General features: G+C 69.2%; 22 protein-coding genes and 1 pseudogene. 8 read left to right on the top strand and 15 right to left on the bottom strand.

Annotated features, from left to right (window positions below):
• From A5745_RS14595 to glp, 4 genes are all read right to left on the bottom strand, one after another.
• Window positions 1-1,320: AAA family ATPase (locus A5745_RS14595; RefSeq protein WP_254848581.1), on the bottom strand; the 1,320-nt coding region annotated here is incomplete at its 3' end.
• Window positions 1,317-2,180, bottom strand: coding sequence for a CDP-diacylglycerol--serine O-phosphatidyltransferase (gene pssA, locus A5745_RS14590; RefSeq protein WP_076062632.1), 864 nt, complete (start codon window positions 2,178-2,180; stop codon window positions 1,317-1,319). The genes A5745_RS14595 and pssA, both read right to left, overlap by 4 nt.
• A complete protein-coding gene (locus A5745_RS14585) occupies window positions 2,177-2,899 on the bottom strand; it encodes a phosphatidylserine decarboxylase (protein ID WP_076116829.1) in 723 nt (240 codons plus the stop codon). The genes pssA and A5745_RS14585 overlap by 4 nt, the downstream gene beginning before the upstream one ends.
• 24 nt (window positions 2,900-2,923) lie before the next feature.
• Complete coding sequence (glp, locus tag A5745_RS14580; RefSeq protein WP_076116827.1) at window positions 2,924-4,129, bottom strand: gephyrin-like molybdotransferase Glp; 1,206 nt, start codon at window positions 4,127-4,129, stop codon at window positions 2,924-2,926.
• A gap of 54 nt (window positions 4,130-4,183) precedes the next feature.
• Between glp and A5745_RS14575 the strand changes: the two genes are divergently transcribed.
• Window positions 4,184-4,672, top strand: coding sequence for a VOC family protein (locus A5745_RS14575; protein ID WP_076116825.1), 489 nt, complete (start codon window positions 4,184-4,186; stop codon window positions 4,670-4,672).
• On the top strand, window positions 4,663-6,102 hold the full coding sequence (locus tag A5745_RS14570; protein ID WP_076116823.1) for an NAD(P)/FAD-dependent oxidoreductase: 1,440 nt from the start codon (window positions 4,663-4,665) through the stop codon (window positions 6,100-6,102). The genes A5745_RS14575 and A5745_RS14570 overlap by 10 nt, the downstream gene beginning before the upstream one ends.
• Here the strand turns inward: A5745_RS14570 and A5745_RS14565 are convergent.
• Together A5745_RS14565 and A5745_RS14560 are read right to left on the bottom strand one after the other, a co-directional pair.
• Window positions 6,087-6,581: a cupin domain-containing protein gene (locus tag A5745_RS14565; RefSeq protein ID WP_076062626.1), complete on the bottom strand. Its 495-nt coding sequence runs from the start codon at window positions 6,579-6,581 to the stop codon at window positions 6,087-6,089. The genes A5745_RS14570 and A5745_RS14565 overlap by 16 nt on opposite strands.
• A gap of 26 nt (window positions 6,582-6,607) precedes the next feature.
• Window positions 6,608-7,534 (bottom strand): SDR family NAD(P)-dependent oxidoreductase, encoded by a 927-nt coding sequence (locus A5745_RS14560; RefSeq protein WP_076116821.1) that lies wholly within the window; start codon window positions 7,532-7,534, stop codon window positions 6,608-6,610.
• A gap of 103 nt (window positions 7,535-7,637) precedes the next feature.
• Here A5745_RS14560 and A5745_RS14555 point away from each other — a divergent pair, with 103 nt between their 5' ends.
• The 3 genes from A5745_RS14555 (at window position 7,638) to A5745_RS14545 (ending at window position 11,018) form a co-directional block, all read left to right on the top strand.
• A complete protein-coding gene (locus A5745_RS14555) occupies window positions 7,638-8,207 on the top strand; it encodes a TetR/AcrR family transcriptional regulator (protein ID WP_076062620.1) in 570 nt (189 codons plus the stop codon).
• A 177-nt stretch (window positions 8,208-8,384) separates the two neighbouring features.
• Window positions 8,385-10,010 carry a chaperonin GroEL gene (groL, locus tag A5745_RS14550; protein ID WP_076062618.1) on the top strand — a complete coding sequence of 542 codons (1,626 nt, stop codon included), beginning with the start codon at window positions 8,385-8,387 and terminating at the stop codon, window positions 10,008-10,010.
• A 150-nt stretch (window positions 10,011-10,160) separates the two neighbouring features.
• Window positions 10,161-11,018 carry an endonuclease domain-containing protein gene (locus A5745_RS14545; protein ID WP_076062798.1) on the top strand — a complete coding sequence of 286 codons (858 nt, stop codon included), beginning with the start codon at window positions 10,161-10,163 and terminating at the stop codon, window positions 11,016-11,018.
• A 22-nt stretch (window positions 11,019-11,040) separates the two neighbouring features.
• Here A5745_RS14545 and A5745_RS14540 read toward each other — a convergent pair whose 3' ends face one another.
• The 3 genes and pseudogenes from A5745_RS14540 to A5745_RS14530 all read right to left on the bottom strand — a co-directional run bounded on the left by A5745_RS14540 (window position 11,041) and on the right by A5745_RS14530 (window position 13,924).
• Window positions 11,041-11,439: a hypothetical protein gene (locus A5745_RS14540; protein ID WP_076062616.1), complete on the bottom strand. Its 399-nt coding sequence runs from the start codon at window positions 11,437-11,439 to the stop codon at window positions 11,041-11,043.
• Window positions 11,440-11,621: 182 nt separating this feature from the next.
• Window positions 11,622-12,155, bottom strand: a pseudogene (locus A5745_RS14535) (PPE family protein); the annotation flags it as partial.
• A gap of 38 nt (window positions 12,156-12,193) precedes the next feature.
• Window positions 12,194-13,924 carry an amidohydrolase family protein gene (locus A5745_RS14530; RefSeq protein ID WP_076062612.1) on the bottom strand — a complete coding sequence of 577 codons (1,731 nt, stop codon included), beginning with the start codon at window positions 13,922-13,924 and terminating at the stop codon, window positions 12,194-12,196.
• Between the two features lie 47 nt (window positions 13,925-13,971).
• On the opposite strand from A5745_RS14530, the gene A5745_RS14525 reads away from it, so the two are divergent.
• From A5745_RS14525 to A5745_RS14515, 3 genes are read left to right on the top strand one after another with little or no spacing between them, the layout of a single operon-like run.
• Window positions 13,972-14,343 carry a VOC family protein gene (locus A5745_RS14525; RefSeq protein WP_076062610.1) on the top strand — a complete coding sequence of 124 codons (372 nt, stop codon included), beginning with the start codon at window positions 13,972-13,974 and terminating at the stop codon, window positions 14,341-14,343.
• A 10-nt stretch (window positions 14,344-14,353) separates the two neighbouring features.
• Window positions 14,354-14,878, top strand: a complete 525-nt coding sequence (locus A5745_RS14520) for a mycothiol transferase (RefSeq protein WP_076062609.1) — start codon at window positions 14,354-14,356, stop codon at window positions 14,876-14,878.
• A gap of 10 nt (window positions 14,879-14,888) precedes the next feature.
• Window positions 14,889-15,749 (top strand): hypothetical protein, encoded by an 861-nt coding sequence (locus A5745_RS14515; RefSeq protein WP_076116819.1) that lies wholly within the window; start codon window positions 14,889-14,891, stop codon window positions 15,747-15,749.
• On the opposite strand, the gene A5745_RS14510 is transcribed toward A5745_RS14515, so the two are convergent.
• Genes A5745_RS14510 through A5745_RS14485 form a run of 6 tightly spaced genes read right to left on the bottom strand, consistent with a single transcriptional unit; the run spans window position 15,746 to window position 21,107 of the window.
• A complete protein-coding gene (locus A5745_RS14510; protein ID WP_076062605.1) occupies window positions 15,746-16,444 on the bottom strand; it encodes an anti-sigma factor in 699 nt (232 codons plus the stop codon). The two genes, A5745_RS14515 and A5745_RS14510, sit on opposite strands and share 4 nt — an antisense overlap.
• Window positions 16,441-17,016 (bottom strand): sigma-70 family RNA polymerase sigma factor, encoded by a 576-nt coding sequence (locus A5745_RS14505; protein WP_076116861.1) that lies wholly within the window; start codon window positions 17,014-17,016, stop codon window positions 16,441-16,443. The genes A5745_RS14510 and A5745_RS14505 overlap by 4 nt, the downstream gene beginning before the upstream one ends.
• A gap of 11 nt (window positions 17,017-17,027) precedes the next feature.
• Complete coding sequence (locus A5745_RS14500) at window positions 17,028-17,819, bottom strand: DUF1295 domain-containing protein (protein ID WP_076116817.1); 792 nt, start codon at window positions 17,817-17,819, stop codon at window positions 17,028-17,030.
• Window positions 17,816-19,078, bottom strand: a complete 1,263-nt coding sequence (locus tag A5745_RS14495; RefSeq protein ID WP_076062601.1) for a class I SAM-dependent methyltransferase — start codon at window positions 19,076-19,078, stop codon at window positions 17,816-17,818. The genes A5745_RS14500 and A5745_RS14495 overlap by 4 nt, the downstream gene beginning before the upstream one ends.
• Window positions 19,075-19,815: a DUF1365 domain-containing protein gene (locus tag A5745_RS14490; RefSeq protein WP_371336952.1), complete on the bottom strand. Its 741-nt coding sequence runs from the start codon at window positions 19,813-19,815 to the stop codon at window positions 19,075-19,077. The genes A5745_RS14495 and A5745_RS14490 overlap by 4 nt, the downstream gene beginning before the upstream one ends.
• Window positions 19,812-21,107: an NAD(P)/FAD-dependent oxidoreductase gene (locus A5745_RS14485; protein WP_076116815.1), complete on the bottom strand. Its 1,296-nt coding sequence runs from the start codon at window positions 21,105-21,107 to the stop codon at window positions 19,812-19,814. Before A5745_RS14485 ends, A5745_RS14490 begins: the two co-directional genes overlap by 4 nt.
• Between the last annotated feature and the right edge of the window lie 85 nt (window positions 21,108-21,192).

Genomic DNA, 21,192 nt, shown 5'->3' with positions numbered 1-21,192 from the left:
GGCCCGCTCCCCCCTGGGCGGCTGGCCGTCGACGCGGGGGCGCGCGGCCCCCCGCCGGCCGCCTCCGCGCACCCCCGCGGCCAGGTCGGCGGCGACGAAACCCGGTGTGCGGCCGGCGATTTCGTCGAGATCGAGGTCGCCGGTGGGTACCGGCTTGAGCAGCGTCTCCAGCAGTGCCCTGCGGGTGGCCGCGTCGGGCAGCGTCAGGCCGAGTTCGCGGTCACACAGTTCGGGGGCGCGCAGCCGAGCGTCGAGCTGGTCGGGCCGCGACGAGGTCGCGATCAACGCGACTCCGTCCGTGGCCACCGCGATGCGCAGCTCGGCGAGGATGAGGGCGGCTACCGGCTCGGCGGCTTCCGGCAACAGGGCGTCGACGTCGCTGATCATCAGCACGCCGCCGCCGTCGCGGACCGTGGTCGCCGCCGCGGCCACGGCCTTCAACCGATCCTCGGCGGCCAGGGCGCCGACCTCCGGCCCGTCGAGCTCCACCAGCCTGCGGCCGGCGCTCACAGCGCGGACCAGCGTCGCCTTGCCGACACCGGCCGGACCCGACACCAACACACCCAAATTGGTCCCGGCGCCAAGGGTTTTCAGCAGATGCGGTTCGTCGAGTGCCAGCTTTAGCCATTCGGTGAGCTTGGCGGCCTGCACCTGCGCGCCCTTGAGGTCCTCGGCATGGATCGGCGGGTTCGCGAGGCTGGCCGATCCCCGGGCCGGCGCCGCGGCGGGGCTCAGGGGAACGCCGGTGCCCCAGGTGACAAGTGAGTTCGGCTGCACGCTGACCGGTCCGTCGGGGTCGACGGCGGTAACGGTCAGCAGCTCCGATGTCCAGCTGATCCCGACCGCCGACGCCAGCGCTCGGCTGGCCGCCGACGTCGACGTGCCAGGGCCCAGGTCGCGCGGCAGCAGCGACACCGCGTCGCCGACCGTCATCACCTTGCCCAGCAGAGCCTGCCGCAGGTTCGTCGGCGTGATCGACTGGGTGGTCAGCTTCGAGCCGGACAGCATCACCGACCGCGCGCCGTAGACGGTGACCGCGCTGACGATCACCGCAGTACCCTCGCGCAGCCCGGCGTTGGACAGCGTCACGTCGTCGAGCAGCACGATGCTCACCGGGATGTCCTGGTCGGCGAGGCCGGCCACCGCCGCCGTGGTCCGCGACCCGGTCAGCGACACCGCGTCCCATTCCCGGATGCCAAGGGCGGCAATGGCATTCGGGTGCAATCGGATGACGCCGCGGCGTGAGTCGACGGCCGAGGTGTTCAGCCGCGCGGTGAGTGTGAGCTGACGGCCCGCGTTATCACCGGCGTCGGGGTTCACGGCAGCCGCCTGCCCGGCTTCCGCAGCCCCAGCCGCGTCATCGATCGGCGGTTCGGGTGCGCCTGGCGGATCGCGCGCCGCGTCGCGCGCCGCTGCTTGGGTTCGTCGTCCCATGCCTCGGGGTGTGCGGCCAGCCAGCGCTGGCTGTGCACCGCGAACGGAACGTGGCACAGGTAGGCGACGATGATCACCCAGATCAGCATGTAGGGAGCCAGCACCGCGGCGGCCGCGGCGATGGCCAGCAGGGCCAGCAGCGGAGCAGCCCAGTTCGGCGGTACCGCGGCGGCGTGCATCTTGCGCATCGGGATCTTGCTGATCATGAGCGCGGACGTCCCGGTGATCCAGATGCACAGGAACGTCGCCGACGTCCACCAGCCCTCGCCGAACTGCAATTTGAGTCCGATCAGCCCGATCATCGAGATCGCGCCGGCCGGCGCGGGCATCCCGACGAAGAATTCATGCGCGTACGACGGCTGGGTCCCGTCGTCCTGCAGGGCGTTGTATCGGGCCAGCCGCAGCACCACGCAGACCGCGTACAGCAGCACGACGACCCAGCCCGCCGGCGACTTCGACAGCATGGTCACGTAGACAACCAGCGCGGGCGTCACCCCGAAATTCACCGCGTCGGCCAGTGAGTCGATCTCCGCGCCGAGCCGCGACTGGGCGTCGAGGATGCGGGCCACCCGGCCGTCCAGGCCGTCCAGGATCGCCGCCGCGGCGATCAATGCCATCGCGGCTTTCGGCTGATGCTCGAGGGCGAACTTGATCGACGTCAACCCCGCGCAGATGGACAGCACCGTCATCGCGCTCGGGAGGATCTGGAGGTTTACCGGCCGCCTCGCACGGGGCCTGCTGATCACGACAGTTCCGCCAGGACCGTCTCGCCGGCGACCGCTCGCTGCCCCACCTTGACAAGCGGCTCCGCGCCCGGCGGCAGGTAGGTGTCCAACCGGGAGCCGAACCGGATCAGGCCGTAGGTGTCGCCGATCGAAAGCTTGTCCCCGACGTGCGCGTTGCACACGATGCGGCGCGCCAGCAGACCGGCGATCTGCACGGCCACGACGTCGGCGCCGCCGGCCGTCCGGATCCGCAGGCTGGTGCGCTCGTTGTCGGTGCTCGCCGACGCCAGGTCGGCCGACCCGAAGCGCCCCGGCCGGTGCTGCATCGCGATCACCTCACCGCTGACCGGTGCGCGCTGCACGTGGGCGTCCAAGAGCGACAGGAAGATACTGACCCGGGGCAGCGGTGTCTGGGCCATGCCGAGTTCGGCCGGCGGGGCCGCGGAGTCGATCACGCAGACCACCCCGTCGGCGGGCGCGACGATGGCGCCGGGCCGGGCGGGTGGCACCCGCGGGGGATGACGGAAGAACCCCGCGCAGGCACCCGCCGCCAGCAGACCCGCGCGGCGCAGCCAGCGATGGTTGCGTCCGGCGAAGGCCACCGCCAGACCGGCGGCGATGAACGGTCGCCCGGCGGGGTGCACCGGCGGGATGGTGGAACGCACCAACTCGACGACGTGTTGGAGGCCGAAAGTCGGGTCCTCGGCGGTCGGGCCGATGGTGCGGGGGCGTCGTGCCACGCGGCCATCTTACGGAGCGACGGCCTAACTCAGATCCCAGACTTGCAGTTGGGTTCCGGCGGACACTTCCACCACGTTCTCGGGAATGTCCAGCAGCCCGTTCGCCGATGCCAACCACCGCAAATGGTGCGACGCCGGCGGGCCGTAGCTGGTGACGCTGCCGGTGTCGGCGTCGAGTATCGCGCGCCGGAATTGGCGCTTGCCGCGCGGCGAGGTCAACGACTCGGCGAGGATCGCGGGCCGGTGCGGGCGCTCGGGATCGGGCAGGCCCATGGCCGCCCGCAGCGCGGGGCGGATGAACACCTCGAAGGACACCAGCGCGCTGACCGGGTTGCCGGGCAGGGTGACGATCGTGGTGCCGGCGACTCTCCCGATGCCCTGCGGCATTCCGGGTTGCATCGCCACCTTCACGAACTCCACACCCTGATCCCCGTCGCGGCCGAACGCGTCCTTGACCACTTCGTAGGCGCCGGCGCTGACGCCGCCGCTGGTGATGATCAGGTCCGCGTCCGCCGCGTATCGGTCGAGCAGCGAACTGAATTGGGCGACATCGTCTTCGGCGGTCGCGACTGCGATCACGTCGGCGCCCGCCTCGCGGACGGCCCCGGCCAGCATGATCGAGTTGGACTCGTAGATCTGGCCCGGCTGCAGCGGGATGCCGGGCGCCACCAGCTCCGACCCCGTCGATATCACCAGCACCCGCTGGCGCGGGATGACGGTCAGTTCCGCCATGCCCAGCGCCGCGGCCAGGCCGAGCACGGCCGGCGTCACGACCTGACCCGCGCGCAACACGGTGGTACCGGGCGCGACGTCCTCGCCCGCCCGCCGGATGTGCTTGCCGGCGTCGCGGGGCGCGCGAATCGCGACGGTGTCCACGCCGCCGTCGGTGTCTTCGACCGGCACGACGGCCGTCGCCCCGGCCGGCAGCGGCGCGCCGGTCATGATCCGGTGCGCCGTTTTCGGTTGCAGCGTCAACTGGTCGGTGCGTCCGGCGGGTATGTCCTCGGCGACGGGCAACACGACGGGGCGTTCGGGTGTGGCTTCCGACGTGTCCTCGGCGCGCACCGCATACCCGTCCATCGCGGAGTTGTCGAAAACCGGCAGCGCCAGCTGCGCAACCACATCCTCGGCCAGGACCAGCCCCTGGGCCGCGGCCAACTCGACCGCGACCGCGGGGCGGGCATGAATCATCCCGGAAACAACACGCTGATGTTCGTCGACTGAGCGCACTCGGCCATTATCGGCCCTCCCCGATTTCCGGCTCGCGGACGTACAGTCGAGAACGTGATTACCGGGTTGGCCCACACCGGCGTGTGCGTTCCCGATTGCGAGGCCGCGGTGGCGTTCTACCGAGACGTATTGGGCCTGCGTGTGCTGTCGCCGCCATACGTGATGGCCGGTAATGCCATTCGCGACGACATGGGCGAGATGGTGTCCGACCCCACGATGAAGGCGGCCATCGTCGGGTTCGATGACGGCAGCGACCGAGTCCTCGAGGTGATCGAATACCTCGGCGTCGACGGCCCGGATCTTCGAGGCCAGCGCGCCGCCGCGGCCCTGACCGACCATGGGCTCTCGCACGTCGGGCTGATCTGCGAGGACCTCGACGCCACGCGCGCGGAGCTGGAGAGCAAAGGGGTGCGCTTTCTGGTCAGCGGGATCGCGGATGTCGCGCGGGTGCGCACGACGTGGTTCGTCGACCCGTGGGGAGTGGTGTTCATCCTCGTGGAGAAGAGCCGGCCCGAGCGACCCTATTTCGCGCAATGGGGGTGAGGCGCAGGGTCGCGATCATCGGCGCGGGTGCCGGCGGCATCGCGATGGGCATCCAACTCGCCGACGGCGGATACGATTTCACGATTTTCGACCGCGCCGACGGCTTCGGCGGCACCTGGCGCCACAACACCTTTCCCGGCGCGGCCTGCGACGTGCCGTCGCATCTGTACTCGTACTCGTTTGCGCCGAATCCGCGGTGGAGCAAGACCTATGCCAACCAACCCGAGATCCTGGCCTACCTGGAGAAGGTGGCCACCGAGCACGGGCTGGGTCCACACCTGCGGCCGGGAACCGCGGTCACCACGGCGCGCTGGTCCGACTCTCGGCGCCGCTGGACGCTGATTACCGACGACGGCGCCGAGCACGACTTCGATTTCGTGGTGAGCGCCGTGGGGATGCTCGATGTGCCCCACATCCCGGATATCCCTGGGGCGCAGCGGTTTCGGGGTCGCCAATTCCATTCGTCGCGCTGGGACCACAGCAAGTCGACGGCCGGCGAGCGGGTCGCGTCGATTGGGACGGGCGCCAGCGCGGTCCAATACGTGCCCGCTATCGCGCCAAAGACGGCGCACCTCACGGTGTTTCAGCGCACCCCGATCTGGATCGCGCCCCGGTTCGACTTTCCGTTCACGGTCGAGCAGCACGAGGAGTTCGAACGCCATCCCGAGATGGCGCAAAAGCTGCGCGACGAGGCCTTCGATGCCTACGAGTCGTCCAGCTTCGACGTGGACGCCGCGCAGACGCGCGAAGCGACCGAGCTGGCCCGCAGCTATCTGGCGCGCAAGGTGGCCGACCCCGAGCTGCGCGCAAAGCTGACGCCGGACTATCCCGCCGGCTGCAAGCGCCCGCTGATGTCGCGCGAGTGGTATCCGACGTTCGCGTTGCCAAACGTCAGCCTGGAAACGACGGCCATCGCGGAGCTGACCGAACGGGGAGTGCGCACCGTCGACGGCGTCGAACACCGCGTCGACACCGTCATCTACGGCACCGGCTTCAAGGCCGCCGACTACCTCTCCAGCATCGACGTGTACGGAACCGGCGGCCGCCATCTTCGCGACGAGTGGAGCGACGGCGCCGAGGCCTACCTCGGGACGCTGATCACCGGGTATCCGAACTTCTTCACGCTGTACGGCCCGAATACCAACGGGGTCAACTCGATTCTTTACATCCACGAGGCGCAGACCACCTTCGTCCGCCACATCCTCGACGCGCTGGGCGGCCGCGGTGCGCGCACCATCGAGGTCACGCCCACGGCGCAGCGGCGCTACAACGACGAGATCCAATCGGCCATGCAAGGCAAGGTCTGGCTGGCGTGCACCAACTACTTCCGGCATCCCAGCGGAAAGGTCGTCACGCAGCTGCCGTACAGCGGGCGGACCTTCTTCGAACGGACCCGCGCGCTGGTTCCCGACGACTATTGGATCCAGTAGTTGTCGTGACGGATGAACCATTCCCGGCGTTCGTCGTCGGTCATGTCGGCCAGCGCGCCGAAACCCTCGAAGTAGGCCTCGCGCGGCGCGCCGGGGGCGAACAGCATCAGGATCGATGCCGCTTCGTCGGCCTCGTTGCGGAAACCGTGGATGCCGCCGGGCGGGACGTAGAGGAAGTCGCCCTGGTGGCCGTCGACCCACTCGGTGCCGTCGAAGAGCTTCATCGTCCCGGACAGCACGAAGAACGCCTCGGACATCGCGCGGTGATAGTGCGCCGGCGGCCCTCCGCCGGCCGGGGCGATGTCGACCCGGTACAGGCCGTAGTCGCCGTCGGTGGCCTGCTGGTTGGCCAGGTAGTGGTACTTGGTCCCGAACGTCTCGTAGTCGGGCGGCTCGTCAGCGCGCTTGAGCCACGCGCTGATCTCGGGCTCGTCCTTGGTGTATCGGGGCGGTGGATATGGCGGCACGACAAGGGACATGAGTCCAGTGTGGCCCCCGCCGCGGATCAGTCGACGGGGTACACCACCCCGGTCAGCTCCTCCGACACCGCCCACAATCGGCGCTGCCGATCGGCGTCATGCGACTTCTTGCTAGACCCCACGACCTTGGGATAGCCCCGCGTCTGGCCGAGTCCGTCGGGGCCGTAGTACTGCCCGCCGAGCACTGCGGGGTCGGTGGCGGCGCGCAGCGTCGGGAGTGCGCCCATGGCCGCGTCCTGCGCAATTACCTTGAAGAACACGTCGACGAGCGGCCGGAACGCCGTGGGCGTGTAGCGGCCCAGCTCGGTGTTCGACCCGCCGGGGTGCGCGGCCGCGGCGATCGTCGTGCCGTGCGGGGCCAGGCGCCGCTGCAGCTCGTAGGTGAAAAGCAGGTTCGCCAGCTTGGCCTGCCCGTAGGCCGCGACCCTGTTGTAGCGGCGCTCCCACTGCAGATCGTCGAAGTGAATATCGGCCAGGATGCGGTGGCCGACGCTGCTCACCGTCACGACCCGTGAACCCGCAACCGGCAACAGCCGGTCGAGCAGCAGACCCGTGAAGGCGAAGTGGCCCAGGTGGTTGGTGCCGAACTGCAGCTCGAAGCCGTCCTTGGTGGTCGATTTCGGCGTGTACATCACGCCGGCGTTGTTGATCAGCAGATCGATGCGGTCGTGCTCGGCGCGCAGCTGCTCCGCCGCGGCGCGGATGGACTGCAGCGACGTCAGGTCGAGCTCCTGGAGCGCGACGTCGGCATGCGGACTGCTCGCGGCGATCCGCGCGGCGGCGTCCTTGCCCTTGTCGAGGTTGCGCACCGCGAGCACCACGCGGGCGCCGTGGTCGGCGAGCGCGGCGGCGGTCTCGTAGCCGAGGCCGGTGTTGGCTCCGGTGATGACGGCGACGCGGCCGGTCTGGTCGGGAATGTCCGCGGTGGTCCACTTGGCCTTAGAAGGGGTCATGCAAGCTCCTAAGCTTGTAAGGTAAACGGGGCGAGCGCTCCGGTTGATTGGATACTATACGGAACGCCCGCCCCGCTTTGTCAACCGAAAGGGTGATGAACACATGGCGCAGCCGGCTGCCCGACCGTTGCGCGCCGACGCGGCGCGCAACCGCGCGCGGGTGCTGGAGGTCGCCTACGACACCTTTGCCGCCGAGGGTCTGTCGGTGCCCATCGACGAGATCGCCCGGCGCGCCGGAGTCGGTGCGGGCACCGTCTACCGGCACTTCCCGACGAAGGAGGCGCTCTTTCAGGCCGTCATCCACGACCGAATGCAGCACCTCGTCGACGACGGCTACGCCCTGCTGAAATCCGACGGGCCGGGCGAAGCGCTCTTTAGTTTCCTGCGCTCGATGGTGTTGCAGTGGGGCGCGACGGACCGCGGGCTGGTTGACGCGCTGGCCGGGCTGGGCATCGACATCGCGAGCGTCGCGCCCGACGCCGAGGATGCGTTCCTGGCCGCCCTCGGCGACCTGCTGCACGCGGCGCAGGAAGCGGGCACCGCGCGCCGCGACGTCGGTGTGCGCGAGGTCAAGTCGATCCTGGTCGGCTGCCAGGCGATGGAGGCGTACAACTCGGAGTTGGCCAACCGGGTGATCGAAGTCGTCGTCGACGGTTTACGCGCGGGGCGATAACCGCCGGGGTCTTCTTGCACTCGACATAGGCGAGTGCTAAGAATGACGTTGGCACTCGCGACCGGTGAGTGCTAGGTCGGGACGGTGAGACCAGGCCCAACGACAGCCCGGTCGTCCGTCGCGGGCACTGCACCCGGCCAGGACGTGTCATCCCCGATCCGGAGGAATCACTTCGCAATGGCCAAGACAATTGCGTACGACGAAGAGGCCCGGCGCGGCCTCGAGCGGGGCCTGAACAGCCTCGCCGACGCGGTAAAGGTGACGTTGGGTCCCAAGGGCCGCAACGTCGTCCTAGAGAAGAAGTGGGGTGCCCCCACGATCACCAACGATGGTGTGTCCATCGCCAAGGAGATCGAGCTGGAGGACCCCTACGAGAAGATCGGCGCCGAGCTGGTCAAGGAGGTCGCCAAGAAGACCGACGACGTCGCCGGTGACGGCACGACGACGGCCACCGTGCTCGCCCAGGCCCTGGTCAAAGAGGGCCTGCGCAACGTTGCGGCCGGCGCCAACCCGCTGGGCCTCAAGCGCGGCATCGAGAAGGCGGTCGAGAAGATCACCGAGACGCTGCTCAAGACGGCCAAGGAGGTCGAGACCAAGGAGCAGATCGCTGCCACCGCGGCCATCTCCGCGGGCGACCAGTCGATCGGCGACCTGATCGCCGAGGCGATGGACAAGGTCGGCAACGAGGGCGTCATCACCGTCGAGGAGTCCAACACCTTCGGCCTGCAGCTCGAGCTCACCGAGGGCATGCGGTTCGACAAGGGCTACATCTCGGGCTACTTCGTCACCGACGCCGAGCGTCAGGAAGCGGTCCTGGAGGACCCCTACATCCTGCTGGTCAGCTCCAAGGTGTCGACGGTCAAGGACCTGCTGCCGCTGCTGGAGAAGGTCATCCAGGCGGGCAAGCCGCTGCTGATCATCGCCGAGGACGTCGAGGGCGAGGCTTTGAGCACCCTGGTCGTCAACAAGATCCGCGGCACCTTCAAGTCGGTGGCGGTCAAGGCCCCCGGCTTCGGTGACCGCCGCAAGGCGATGCTGCAGGACATGGCCATCCTCACCGGTGGTCAGGTCATCAGCGAAGAGGTCGGCCTGACCCTGGAGAACGCCGACGTCTCGCTGCTGGGTAAGGCCCGCAAGGTGGTCATCACCAAGGACGAGACCACCATCGTCGAGGGCGCCGGGGACTCCGACGCCATCGCCGGGCGGGTGGCCCAGATCCGCGCCGAGATCGAGAACAGCGACTCCGACTACGACCGCGAGAAGCTGCAGGAGCGCCTGGCCAAGCTGGCCGGCGGTGTTGCGGTGATCAAGGCCGGCGCCGCCACCGAGGTGGAGCTCAAGGAGCGCAAGCACCGCATCGAGGACGCGGTCCGCAACGCCAAGGCGGCCGTCGAGGAGGGCATCGTGGCCGGCGGTGGCGTGACCCTGCTGCAGGCCGCCCCGGTGCTGGAGGAGCTGAAGCTCTCCGGTGACGAGGCGACCGGCGCCAACATCGTCCGCGTGGCGCTGGAGGCTCCGCTGAAGCAGATCGCCTTCAACTCCGGGCTGGAGCCGGGCGTGGTGGCCGAGAAGGTGCGCAACCTTCCGGCGGGCCAGGGCCTGAACGCTGCCAGCGGTGAGTACGAGGACCTGCTGAAGGCCGGCGTTGCCGACCCGGTCAAGGTGACCCGTTCGGCGCTGCAGAACGCGGCGTCCATCGCGGGGCTGTTCCTGACGACCGAGGCCGTCGTTGCCGACAAGCCGGAGAAGGCGGCCGCTCCGGCGGGCGACCCGACCGGCGGCATGGGCGGTATGGACTTCTAGGTCCCAGTTACGAGAAAGCCCGGTCCCCTTGGGGGCCGGGCTTTCTCGTGTCGCGAGCGTGGGGGCTACGTATGTCCACACACCCAAATTCGTCCACAGGACCCACGCTCGACGCATACAGGAATGGGCCATGCGCGCGAATATGCCCGCATGGAGCCATTTCTCGGCAGCAAAGCCCTCAAGCGCGGGGTCGTCACCCGCGGTGAGTTGCGCACGCGATATCGAGCGGTGTTCCGCGACGTGTACATCCACAGGGATGCGGAGCTGACGGCGGCCGCCAAAGCGCGCGCGGCCTGGCTGTCGACGGGCGCGACGCTGGCCGGCTTGTCCGCAGCCGCCGTGCTCGGCACGAAATGGCTCGACGCTTCCGCGCCAGCGGAAATCGCGCGCGCCGATCGGCACGCTCAGCCAGGGATGATTGCCCACAGCTTTCGGCTGGGCGATGACGAGGTCCAAACGGTCCGGGGTATGCGCGTGACGACCGCCGTCCGAACGGCTTTCGACATCGGCTGTAACCTTCCCGTCGCGAAGGGCGTGCCGATTCTCGACGCGTTGCTCAATGCGACCGGTATCAAGCCCGCGGACGTCGTCGCCCTGGCCGACCGGCACCCGCGGGCCCGTGGCAGCCGGAGGCTGCGGGCGGCGCTTGAGTTGGCCGACGGCGGTGCGGAGTCGCCGCAGGAGACGAGGGTGCGGCTGCTGTTGGTAGGCGCCGGCCTTCCGAAGCCGGAGACGCAGATCGAGTTTCGCGATCTGCGTATCCGGGTGGACATGGGGTGGCGGGAGTGGAAGGTCGCAGTCGAGTACGACGGCGTACAGCACTGGGAGGACCGATACCAGCGGTCATGGGATATCGAGCGAATCGCCTTGCTGGAAGCGGCCGGCTGGTCCGTAGTCAGGATCAGCGCCGAGATGCTGTCTCGGCCGGACGCAATAGTTGAGCGCGTCAAAGCCAAGCTTCGCGAGCGTGGGGCATATGGACGAATTCGACGCGATTCAAGTGCATAGGGCCCACGTTCGGCGCCGAGGCTCACGCCGGCAGCGAGAACACCACGCAGTCGTGCAGGCAGCCTTTGGCCGCCGAGGGGGAGTCGGCCTCGCGGTGGAGCAGCGCACGGGTGGGCACCACGTCCAGGCGAACGGTCTCGTCGCCGCCGTCGCTCACCTCGGCGGTGCCGTCGACGATCAGCGAGTAGCCGGTCGGCTCGGACGGCGGCCACAGCAGAGTGACGTCGCTGCGCTGAGCGAGGTTTTCGCGGGTGCGCCCGCCGATCAGCCCGACCTCGAGGACCGCGCCGTCGCGCAGCTGCGGTTCGACCGTCACGGTGTGGGCGCGGTAGTCGTCGCCGACGGTGATCAGATACGCGAACGGGTAGTCCGGCAGAGCGGCCGCAAGCCGCTGGAAGTCCACCCTCTTCTTCGTGCGCATGAAGTCGAGGATAGGCGCGTCGGTCAGGTCTGGTTGAGCAAGCCGGGGCCGGTGGCGCCGGGGTTGAAGCCCGTGCTCGCGGCGGGCGAGTTGAGGATGCCCGAGCCGATGTGCGGGCTCACGCCGCCCGTGACGTCGGCCGGCGTGCCCGCGGGGAGCCCCACAGCGGGCGGGCCGAGATCGAGCTTCGGCAGCACCTGATGCCAGGGCGCCAGCTTCGCCACCGCCGCCGACGCGTCGGTGTGATAACCCGACATCGCCACCACGTCCGTCGCCCACATCTGCTCGTATGCGGCCTCGATGTCGGCGATGGCCGGGGCGTTCTGCCCCAAATGATTCGTCGACGCCAACGCTTGCACCAGGTTGCGGTTGGCGGCCACCACCGCGGGTTGCACCGTGCTCTCCAGCGCGGTCTCGAAAGCGGCCGCAATGGCCGCGGCCTGACTGGACGCCGCCTCGGCTTGGGCGGCGGCCGCGGACAGCCAGCTCACATACTGGGTCGCGACGGACATCATCGCCGCCGCCGAAGCGCCCTGCCACGAACCGTTGGCCAGATCCGATGTCACCGAAAAGAACGAGGATGCTGACGATGCGAGGTCCTCGGCCAGCCCGTCCCACGCCTTTGCGGCAGCGAGCAGTGGCGCCGCACCGGGACCGGCGAAAATTCTTGCCGAGTTGATTTCGGGCGGCAACCGCGCATAGTGCGGGCTCGTCACTAACCAAAGTTAACCGGGACGAGCCGCCCTTCGTGGCGTTATGGCGCAGGTACCGGAGAAGGCTTGCGGCCGCGGACCAACCTGCCAGGACGGGCGTCGGTGGGAACCCCGTCTTCGGCGATCACTTCACCGGACACGATCGTCGCGACGTATCCATCGGCGCCCTGGTCCAGGCGACGCCCGCCCGCGGGCAGGTCGTAGGTGATCACGGGCTTGTGCAGGCGCAACGCCGCGTGGTCGATGACGTTGAGGTCGGCCTTGTAGCCGACGCCGATGCGGCCGCGATCCCCCAGCCCGGCGATGCGGGCCGGCACGGACGTCAGCTCGCGCACGGCCTCCGGCACGGTGAACCGGCCGGCCTTCCGATCGCGCGCCCAGTGCGCCAGGAAGTAGGTCGAGTAGCTCGCGTCGCAGATCATGCCGTAGTGCGCGCCGCCGTCGCCGAGGCCCAGCACCACGTCGTCGCGATGCAGCAGCTGGCCGACGGTGTCCAGCGAGTTGCCCTCCAGGTTGCTGGTGGCGACCAACAGCATGGCGCGGCCGTCGTCGTCGAGCAGCCGGTCGTAGGCCTCCTCCATCGGGTCCACCCCACGGGCCCGGGCGCGCGCCCCGACCGACGTCGAGGGGTCCGGCTCGTAATCGGGGGTGTCGCCCAGCGGGAAGATCCAGTCCCACATCTGCGCCACGTACAGGATCGGGTGACCGACGCCGGGCTTGTCGGCCAGGATGCGGGCGCGGACCTCCGGCTTGCGCATCTCGGCCACCCGCTCGGCCAGCGGCAGGTGGGCGATCTCGCGGTAGCTCGGGTAGAGCACGAACGGGTTGGCGGACAGTTGCAGCCCGATGATCAGCCCGATGGGCCGCGGCAACAGCTGCGCGGTGATATCGCCTCCGGCCGCGTTGGCCTTCTCGATCATGGTGATGGCCTCCGGCCACGTCGGGTCCCCGGCGTTGGCGACGACGAGCGTGAACGTGAGCGGCAGCCCGACGTCCTCGGCGACCTCGAAAACCGTCTGTAGCACGGACTGGTAGCCGCCGGCGGGAATGTCGGGCACGAATTGCAGCAGGCCCCCGCCGCCGTCCACGACGCCGCGCGCGATCTCTTCGATCTCCTCGCGGGCCGCCTCATAGCTCGGGATCGGCGAACCGCTCTCGGTCTTGTGGATGGTCAACCGCGACGACGCGAAGCCCAGCGCGCCGACCTCGACCGCCTCCTTGGCCAGTGCGCGCATCCTCGCGAGGTCCTCGGCGGTGGCCGGCTCGCGGTTGGCGCCGCGCTCACCCATCACGTACACGCGCAGGGGGGAGTGCGGCAGGTAGGCGGCGACGTCGATGTCGCGCTTGCCCGCGTCCAGCGCGTCCAGGTATTCGGGGAAGGTCTCCCACGTCCACGGCAGGCCGTCGGTCATCACGACGCCGGGAATGTCCTCGACCCCGGCCATCACGTCGACGAGCACGTCGTGATCTTCCTGGCGGCACGGCGCGAAGCCGACCCCACAGTTGCCCATCACCACCGTGGTCACCCCGTGCGCCGACGACGGGGTCAGGCGTTCCGACCAGATCGACTGGCCGTCGTAGTGGGTGTGCAGGTCGACGAAACCGGGCGTGACGAGTAGCCCCGTCGCGTCGATCTCCCGCGCGGCGCCGTCGCCGTTGACCGACCCGACGGCCGTGATCACGCCGTCGCGCACCGCCACGTCGCCGACGTACGGCTCACCTCCGGAGCCGTCGACGATGGTGCCGTTGCGGATGACGAGGTCGTAGGTCATCTAAATAATCTACGACCGTGTCGGGTGGTCATGCCAGGATCAGTTCCGTGATCGACCACCTGGGCATCAACTGCGCCGACTACCCGAAATCGCAACAGTTCTACGACACGGTGCTGGGCACGCTGGGCTACTCGCGGCAGCTGGACTTCGGCCGGGCCATCGGATACGGCCGCGAAGGGCACCCGGCATTCTGGATCTCCGACGGCGCCGGCATGGGATCCAACCGCGAGAGTCACATCGCATTCGAGGCCGCCGACGAGCATGCGGTGCGCGCGTTCCACGAGGCCGCGGTGGGTCTGGGCGCCGAGTCGTTGCACGCGCCCCGCGAGTGGCCCGAATACCACCCCGGCTACTTCGGCGCGTTCGTGCGCGACCCGGACGGCAACAACGTCGAAGCGGTCTGGCACGGGCGCCCGTAATGTCGGTGGCATGGCCAGTACCCCCGGCACCGACGCCGCCGCACAAGAGCTGCTTCGCGACTCGTTCACCCGATTGATCGAACACGTCGACGAACTCACCGACGGGTTGACCGACGAGCTGTCCAATTACCGGCCGACCCCGAACGCCAACAGCATCGCCTGGCTGATCTGGCACAGCGCCCGGGTGCAGGACATCCAGCTGGCCGATGTCGCCGGGGTCGAGCAGGTGTGGACCCGCGACGGCTGGGTGGACCGGTTCGGTCTGGACCTGCCGCGCAACGACACCGGCTACGGGCACGGCCCCGACGAGGTCGCGAAGGTGCATGCGCCCGCCGACCTGCTGTCCGGCTATTACCACGAGGTGCACAAGTTCACGCTGTCCTACGTCGCGGGCGTGACCGCCGCCGAGCTGTCCCGCGTCGTGGACACCAACTGGGATCCGCCGGTCACCGCCAGCGCGCGGCTGGTGAGCATCATCGACGACTGCGCCCAGCACCTCGGGCAGGCGGCCTATCTGCGCGGGATCGCGCAGTAGGTTCTAACGCGTGCGATTCGCGGCCGGGACGTCCAAGGTGGTCTTGTGGCTGGCCGCCACGGTCGCGCTGGCCGTGGCCATTCCGGCGGCGTGGGCGCAGTGCAACGTCGTCAACGACGACGGCTACGCCGCGTTTGCAAAGAATGCCGCGGCCGATCCGGCGCTGCAGTCGGCGGCGGCCTCCGAGCTCACCACCCGGGCGATGGCGCTCATCGCCGAGCGCGGCGGTGGACGTTATCCGGTCGACGGCCAGCAGGTGCACGACGCCGCCACCGCGTTCACGTCCGGGCCCGGCTTTCCGCCGCTGTTCGCCCAGGTGAACCGGGCCGCCCACGGCTGGTTGTTCACCGGCAGCGGGTCGAGCGATTCATGGGTCGTCGACCTGGCCCCGATGCTCAAAGACGATTCGCTGCAACGGATATTGAGCAGTCACAACGTGAAAGTGCCTGCGACGCTGGCTGTTCCGTTGACGGTGCCCGGCCCATTGCGGCAGGGGCAGCTGAGCCGGCTCGCTACCTGGGGCCCGTGGGTGAGTATCGGTGCGGCGGCCCTCAGCGGATTCTGCGCGCTGCTGACGCTGGCCGTTGCCCGGCGCCGCGGCAAGGCACTGACCAGCCTCGGCGTCTCGGCGCTGCTCGTCGGCGCGGCGGGATGGGCGGGTATCGAGGCCGCTGGCGGGTATGTGAACAGGGCGCTCAATCACACCACCGGCGACATCCGCCGAATCGCCGAGGTGATGGTCGACCACGCCGAGGCCGGGCTGCGTCATTGGCTGAACCTGACCTTGGTCGCCGGCGCCGCGCTGGTGGTGTTGGGCGTGGTCGTCGCGGTGCTGGGCGCCCTGCTGCAGAAGTCCCCGAAAACGGCCTAGCTCAGCGGCAATTCGGCCAATATCGGGGTGGTCGGCTGCGGCGACCCCGCACCAGGTTCGACGGTGAACGCCAGGGCAGTCGACGAGCCGAGGTTGGTCAGCGTCTCCTTCGTCGAGGGTGCGACGGCCGCGGCGCCCATCGTCCCGGCCGAGGTCGGGCCGTTGGCCCCGATCAGCCACATCTGATAGACGGTGCCCGGCGACGGCGGCGGCACGTTGTTCATCACCAACACGCCCGCGTTGCGGTCACGGGAGAACATCACCGTGGCGGTCCCGTTGGCTAGCGGGCGCGAGACCGTCCGCACGTCCGGGGCGGCCAGGACCTGTTCGGCGACCGTCGACGGCGCCGGCGGCCGCATCAGCACCCCGATACCGAACGCCGCGGCACCCACCACGACCGCCGCCGCCGCGGACGCCAAAGCCGCCGCCCGCCAACTCAATTGACGCACGCCACGAGACTTCACCGCCGCCAGCGTTGCCGCGCGCAGGTGCGCCGGGGGTTCGGTCGCGGTCGCCGCCGCCACGACCGCCATCGTCTCGCGGACGGCGCGGACCTCGTCGTGGAAGGCGGCGGCCACCGGCGCCGGCGCGGACACCAATCGCCGGTCGAGGTCGGCCCGCTCCTCGTCCGACATGGCGTGTAGGGCATACGGCGCCGCCAGTTCGAGCAATTCGAATTCGGTCGGGTCGGTCATGACACGTCCAGGCAGTTGCGCAGCCCGCGCAGCGCGTCGCGGATCCGCGACTTGATCGTCGACAGATTCGCGGCGAGCCGCTGCGACACTTCGGAGTACGTCAGGCCTCCGTAGTAGGCCATCTCGATGCATTGCCGCTGCGCCTCGGTCAGCGCGTCCAGGCATTCGGTCACCCGGCGACGTTCCTCGACGGCGATCGCCGAGTCGGCGACGGGGTCGTGCGCCGCGGCGCTGACGGGTTCGACATTGGCTGCGCCGTAGCGTGATTCCCGACGGCTGCCGGCCTGCTCGGCGCGCACCCGGTCGATGGCCCGCCGGTGCGCCATGGTCATCAGCCAGGCGAGGGCGGAACCCTTCGCGGCGTCATACTCCGACGCGGTCCGCCAGACCTCGAGATAGATCTCCTGGGTGGTTTCTTCGCTGTAGCCGGCATCGCGCAGCACCCGTACCACCAGTCCGAACACCCGGCTCTTGGTCAGGTCGTAGACGGCGGCGAAGGCGTCGCGGTCCCCGCGCGCGACCCGGCGCAGCAGGGCGTCGAGGTCCCCGCTCAGCTGTGCGGCTCCGGTCATCGATCGGTAGCCTATCGCCACACCGATCGGGGCGGCCGGGGGAAGAAAAACGCGGTCCGTTGCCGGTATTCGTCGAAGCCGGGGCGGCCGGCCATCAGCATCTCGGTGAGCCGGGCGCCGGTGACGTACACCAGGAAGTAGGTCATGAGTAGCGGCGAGCCGATCGTCGCGAGCGACACCCAGCCCGTGATGGTGATCAGCCACAGTCCCCACCACACCGCCGCGTCGCCGAAGTAGTTGGGGTGGCGCGTCCAGGCCCACAGGCCGCGGTCCATCACCACGCCGCGGTGCGCGGGATCGGATTTGAATGCCTTCAGCTGCCAATCGCCGACCGCCTCGAAGGTCACGCCGACCAGCCACACGGCCACGCCCAGGACGGTGACGGCCGTCAGCGGCTTCGGCGTGGAACCACTGACCGCCGACAACTGCAGCGGGAAGGAGACGAACCACGTGATGAAGGCTTGCAGCACAAAGACCTTGCGTATCACCTGGGACAGCGTGGCCTCGCGCAGCATCGCCGCGTAGCGGGGATCTTCCCCTTTGCCCGCGGTCTTGCGCTGGATGTGCCAGCTCAGCCGCAGGCCCCAGATCGCCACCAGCGCCAGCAGCAGCCAGCGCCTGCTCGCCTCGCCGTGCCCGAGCGTCGCGACGACGCCGGCGATGGCCACGAAGCCCACACCCCAGGCGACGTCGACGACGTTGTAACGGCCGATCCGCCTGCCGATGGCGAACGTGACCGAGTGCACCACCGCCAGCGCGGCAATCGACGCGCCGGATACTTCGAGGAGGTTGATCGGATTCATCTGCGGCCCTCGCGTGTGAACGTCCACTGGTAGACGTCAAGATAGCCCGACCGGAATCCGGCCTCGGAGTACGCCAGGTAAAGCTCCCACATGCGCGCGAACACTTCGTCGAATCCCAAGCGCGTCAACTCATCTCGTCGCCCGGCGAACCGCTCCCGCCACAGGCGCAGGGTTTCGGCGTAGTGCGGGCGTAGCGACGTCATGTCGACGGTGTGTAAACCGGTGCACCGCTCGGTGATAGCGGAAATGGCCTGGGTGGACGGCAGCAGCCCGCCGGGGAAGATGTACTTCTGGATCCAGGTGTGGGTGTTGCGGGTGGCCAGCATCCGGCGATGCGGCATAGTGATCGCCTGGATCGCTACGCGGCCACCGGGGCGCACCAACCGCTCGAGCGCGGCGAAATACCGCGGCCATGAGTGATATCCCACCGCCTCGATCATCTCGACCGACACCACCGCGTCGTAACACCCGTCGACGTCGCGGTAGTCGCACAGGTCGATCTCGACCGAGTTCGAGAGCCCCGCCGCGGCGACCCGATAGCGCGCCAGGCGCTGCTGCTCGGCCGACAGCGTCACCGAACGGACGTGCGCCCCGCGGGCGGCCGCGCGGATGCACAACTCACCCCATCCGGTGCCGATCTCGAGAACCCGGCTGCCGCAGCCGACTTCGGCCATGTCGAGTAGCCGATCGATCTTGCGTCGTTGTGCCGCGGCCAGGTCGCCCGGGGACGCTGGCAGCCGCGGGAACAGCGCGCACGAGTAGGTCATGGTCTCGTCGAGGAACGCCGCGAACAGGTCGTTGGACAGGTCGTAGTGCTCGGCGACGTTGCGGCGCGCCTGATCTCGGCCGGCGCCGCGCCAGCGCGGCCGAAATGCCGGGCCGATCGGCCGCAGCCACTGCAACGCGCGCGGCACCAGGTCGGTCACCGAGCTGGCGAAGACCGTCAACACCGCGGTGAGGTCGTCCGACGACCATTCGCCGGCCATGTAGGACTCGCCGAACCCGATCAGTCCGTGTCGCCCGATCCGGCGCGCCAGCGCATCCGGTCGATGAACCACCAATGTCGGGGCCGTCTGGTCGGCCGCGCCGACCACCGCGCCGTCGGGGTAGACCAGCCGCAGCGGTAGGCGAGCGGCCGCGCGCCGCAGCAGCCGCTCGGCGATCGGCGCGGCGATCGGACTCGACGGCACCGTCGCCACCGCCGGCCAGCGCTTCGAATCGATTGCCGCCGATGCCTTTTGGATGGTGTTCAGGCTCATCGCGGTACCACCGGAAGTCGACGTAACCACAGCTTGATCCCCTGTATCCGGATGCGCGCGGACACCACCAACGGCGCCAGCGGCGAAATGAGTTGCATGATCGCGACCTGTCCGCTCGTTGCCGGACGCCGCTGTCCGCGCATGGTGGCGCTGAATTCCGGCGACGCCCGCCGATGATCGCGGTGCAGCGACACGGTGAGGTCGACCTCGGTTGCGGGCCGGGGCGCTCGCACCAGGTAGTAGCCGTCGACCGGGTTGAACGGCGAGACGTAGAACTGTTTGGCCGTCGCCACCGGAACGTCGGCCGGGGGCAACAGATAGGCGTGGCGTTCGCCGTAGGTGTTGTGCACCTCGGCGATCACGTGACGCAGCCGGCCTTCTCGGTCGTGGCACCAGAAGACGGACAGCGGGTTGAAGACATAGCCGAACACGCGGGCCGACAGCAGCGCGGTGATGCGGCCCTCGGGCGCGGCCACGCCGTTCTCGGCGCAGAAGGCGCTGAGCCGGTCGCGCAGTGAGCCCTGTGCGTCGTCCGAGAAGTGATCGTCGGCGCGGAATCGCGCAAACGGCCGCAGCCACCAGGACAGCCGGGGGAGGTCGTCGACGTCGACATACCAGCTGTAGCTTCGGTATTCGAACGAGTGTCGCACCGGAACCCGCCGACAGTGGGTGATGGTGGTGCGGTAGATCGCGGGTGTCAGCACGTCGGGAAGCGCGTCGAGAGGCGCGTCGGTCAGCACGCGCCCACCTCCGGGCGACGGGTCGCCGCCGGCCAGTCCGTGCCGAGCCGTCGGGCCGCGCGCAGCCCCGACGCGGCGCCGTCCTCGTGGAACCCCCAGCCGTGGTAGGCGCCGGCGAAGACCACGCGGTCATCGTCCAGGGTCGGCAACAAGCGTTGGGCCGCAACGGATTGCGGCGTGTACAGCGGATGGCTGTACGTCATCTCGGCGATCACCGATTCGGGCCGCACCCGGTCATGCCCGCCCAGGGTGACCAGGTACCGGCGCTTCGAGTCGATGCGCATCAGCCTGCTGATGTCGTAACTGACCACCACGCGGTCGTTGCCCGGGGTCACCAGGTAGTTCCACGACGCCCGCGCTCGGGCGCGCCGCGGCAGCACCGAGGAGTCGGTGTGCAGCTGGGCCCGGTTGGTGGAGTATGGAATCGCGCCCAGTACGGCGCGCTCCCGGGATGTCGCGCCGTCGAGCAACAGCAACGCCTGGTCGGGATGGACGGCGACGACGGCGGCGTCGAAAAGGCGAGGCGGGTTGTTGCCCGCCCGCACCACCACCCCGTCAGGCACCCGGCGCAGCGAGTGCACCGGCGTCGAGGTCGACACCTCGTCGAGCCGAGCGGCGACGGCCGCCACGTACGTTGCCGAGCCCCCGGTCACGGTGCGCCACGTGGGGGAGCCGAACACCGACAGCATGCCGTGGTGCGCGAGGAAGACGAACAGATAGCGGGCCGGATAGCGCAACGCGTCGTCGCCGGCGCAGGACCACACCGCCGCCACCAACGGAGTGATGAAGTAGTCGATGAAGTACGGCGAGAACCGGTGTCGGTTCAAGAAGGCGTCCAGTGTCTCGAGGCTGTCGGCGTCGTCGCCCAGCAGCCGCAGCGCGGCACGGTGGAAGCGGACGATCTCGGCGAGCATGCGCAGGTAGCGCGGTCGCAACGACTGCCGGCACGCGAACAGGCCCGGGATGCCAAGGGCGCCAGCGTATTCGAGCCCGATGTCGTCGGCCCGCACCGACATTGACATCTCCGATTCTTGGGTGGCGATTCCGAGTTCGCCGAACAACCGGCACAGTGTCGGATAGGTCCGGTCGTTGTGCACGAGGAAGGCCGAGTCGACGCCGATCACCCGTCCGTCACCGTCGTCCACAACGTGGGTGTGCGCGTGGCCGCCGAGCCGCGCGTCGGCCTCGTACAGGGTTACGCGGTCGCGTCCGGCCAGGACGTAGGCGGCGGTGAGGCCGGCAACGCCGCTGCCGATGACCGCGACCGAGCGGGCATAGGGCTGATCCACATCAGCTATTCGGAGCCATCGACCTGGCGGACGGGCTGCCGCGTGCTTACCGATGTCTAGCCGAAGGTGAACGACCGCAAATCAC

The sequence above is a fragment of the Mycobacterium sp. IS-2888 genome (assembly GCF_001954215.1).
Taxonomy (GTDB): Bacteria; Actinomycetota; Actinomycetes; order Mycobacteriales; family Mycobacteriaceae; genus Mycobacterium.
Note: the sequence above shows the minus strand (reverse complement) of the source record. Positions and strands in the feature narration are given on the sequence as shown.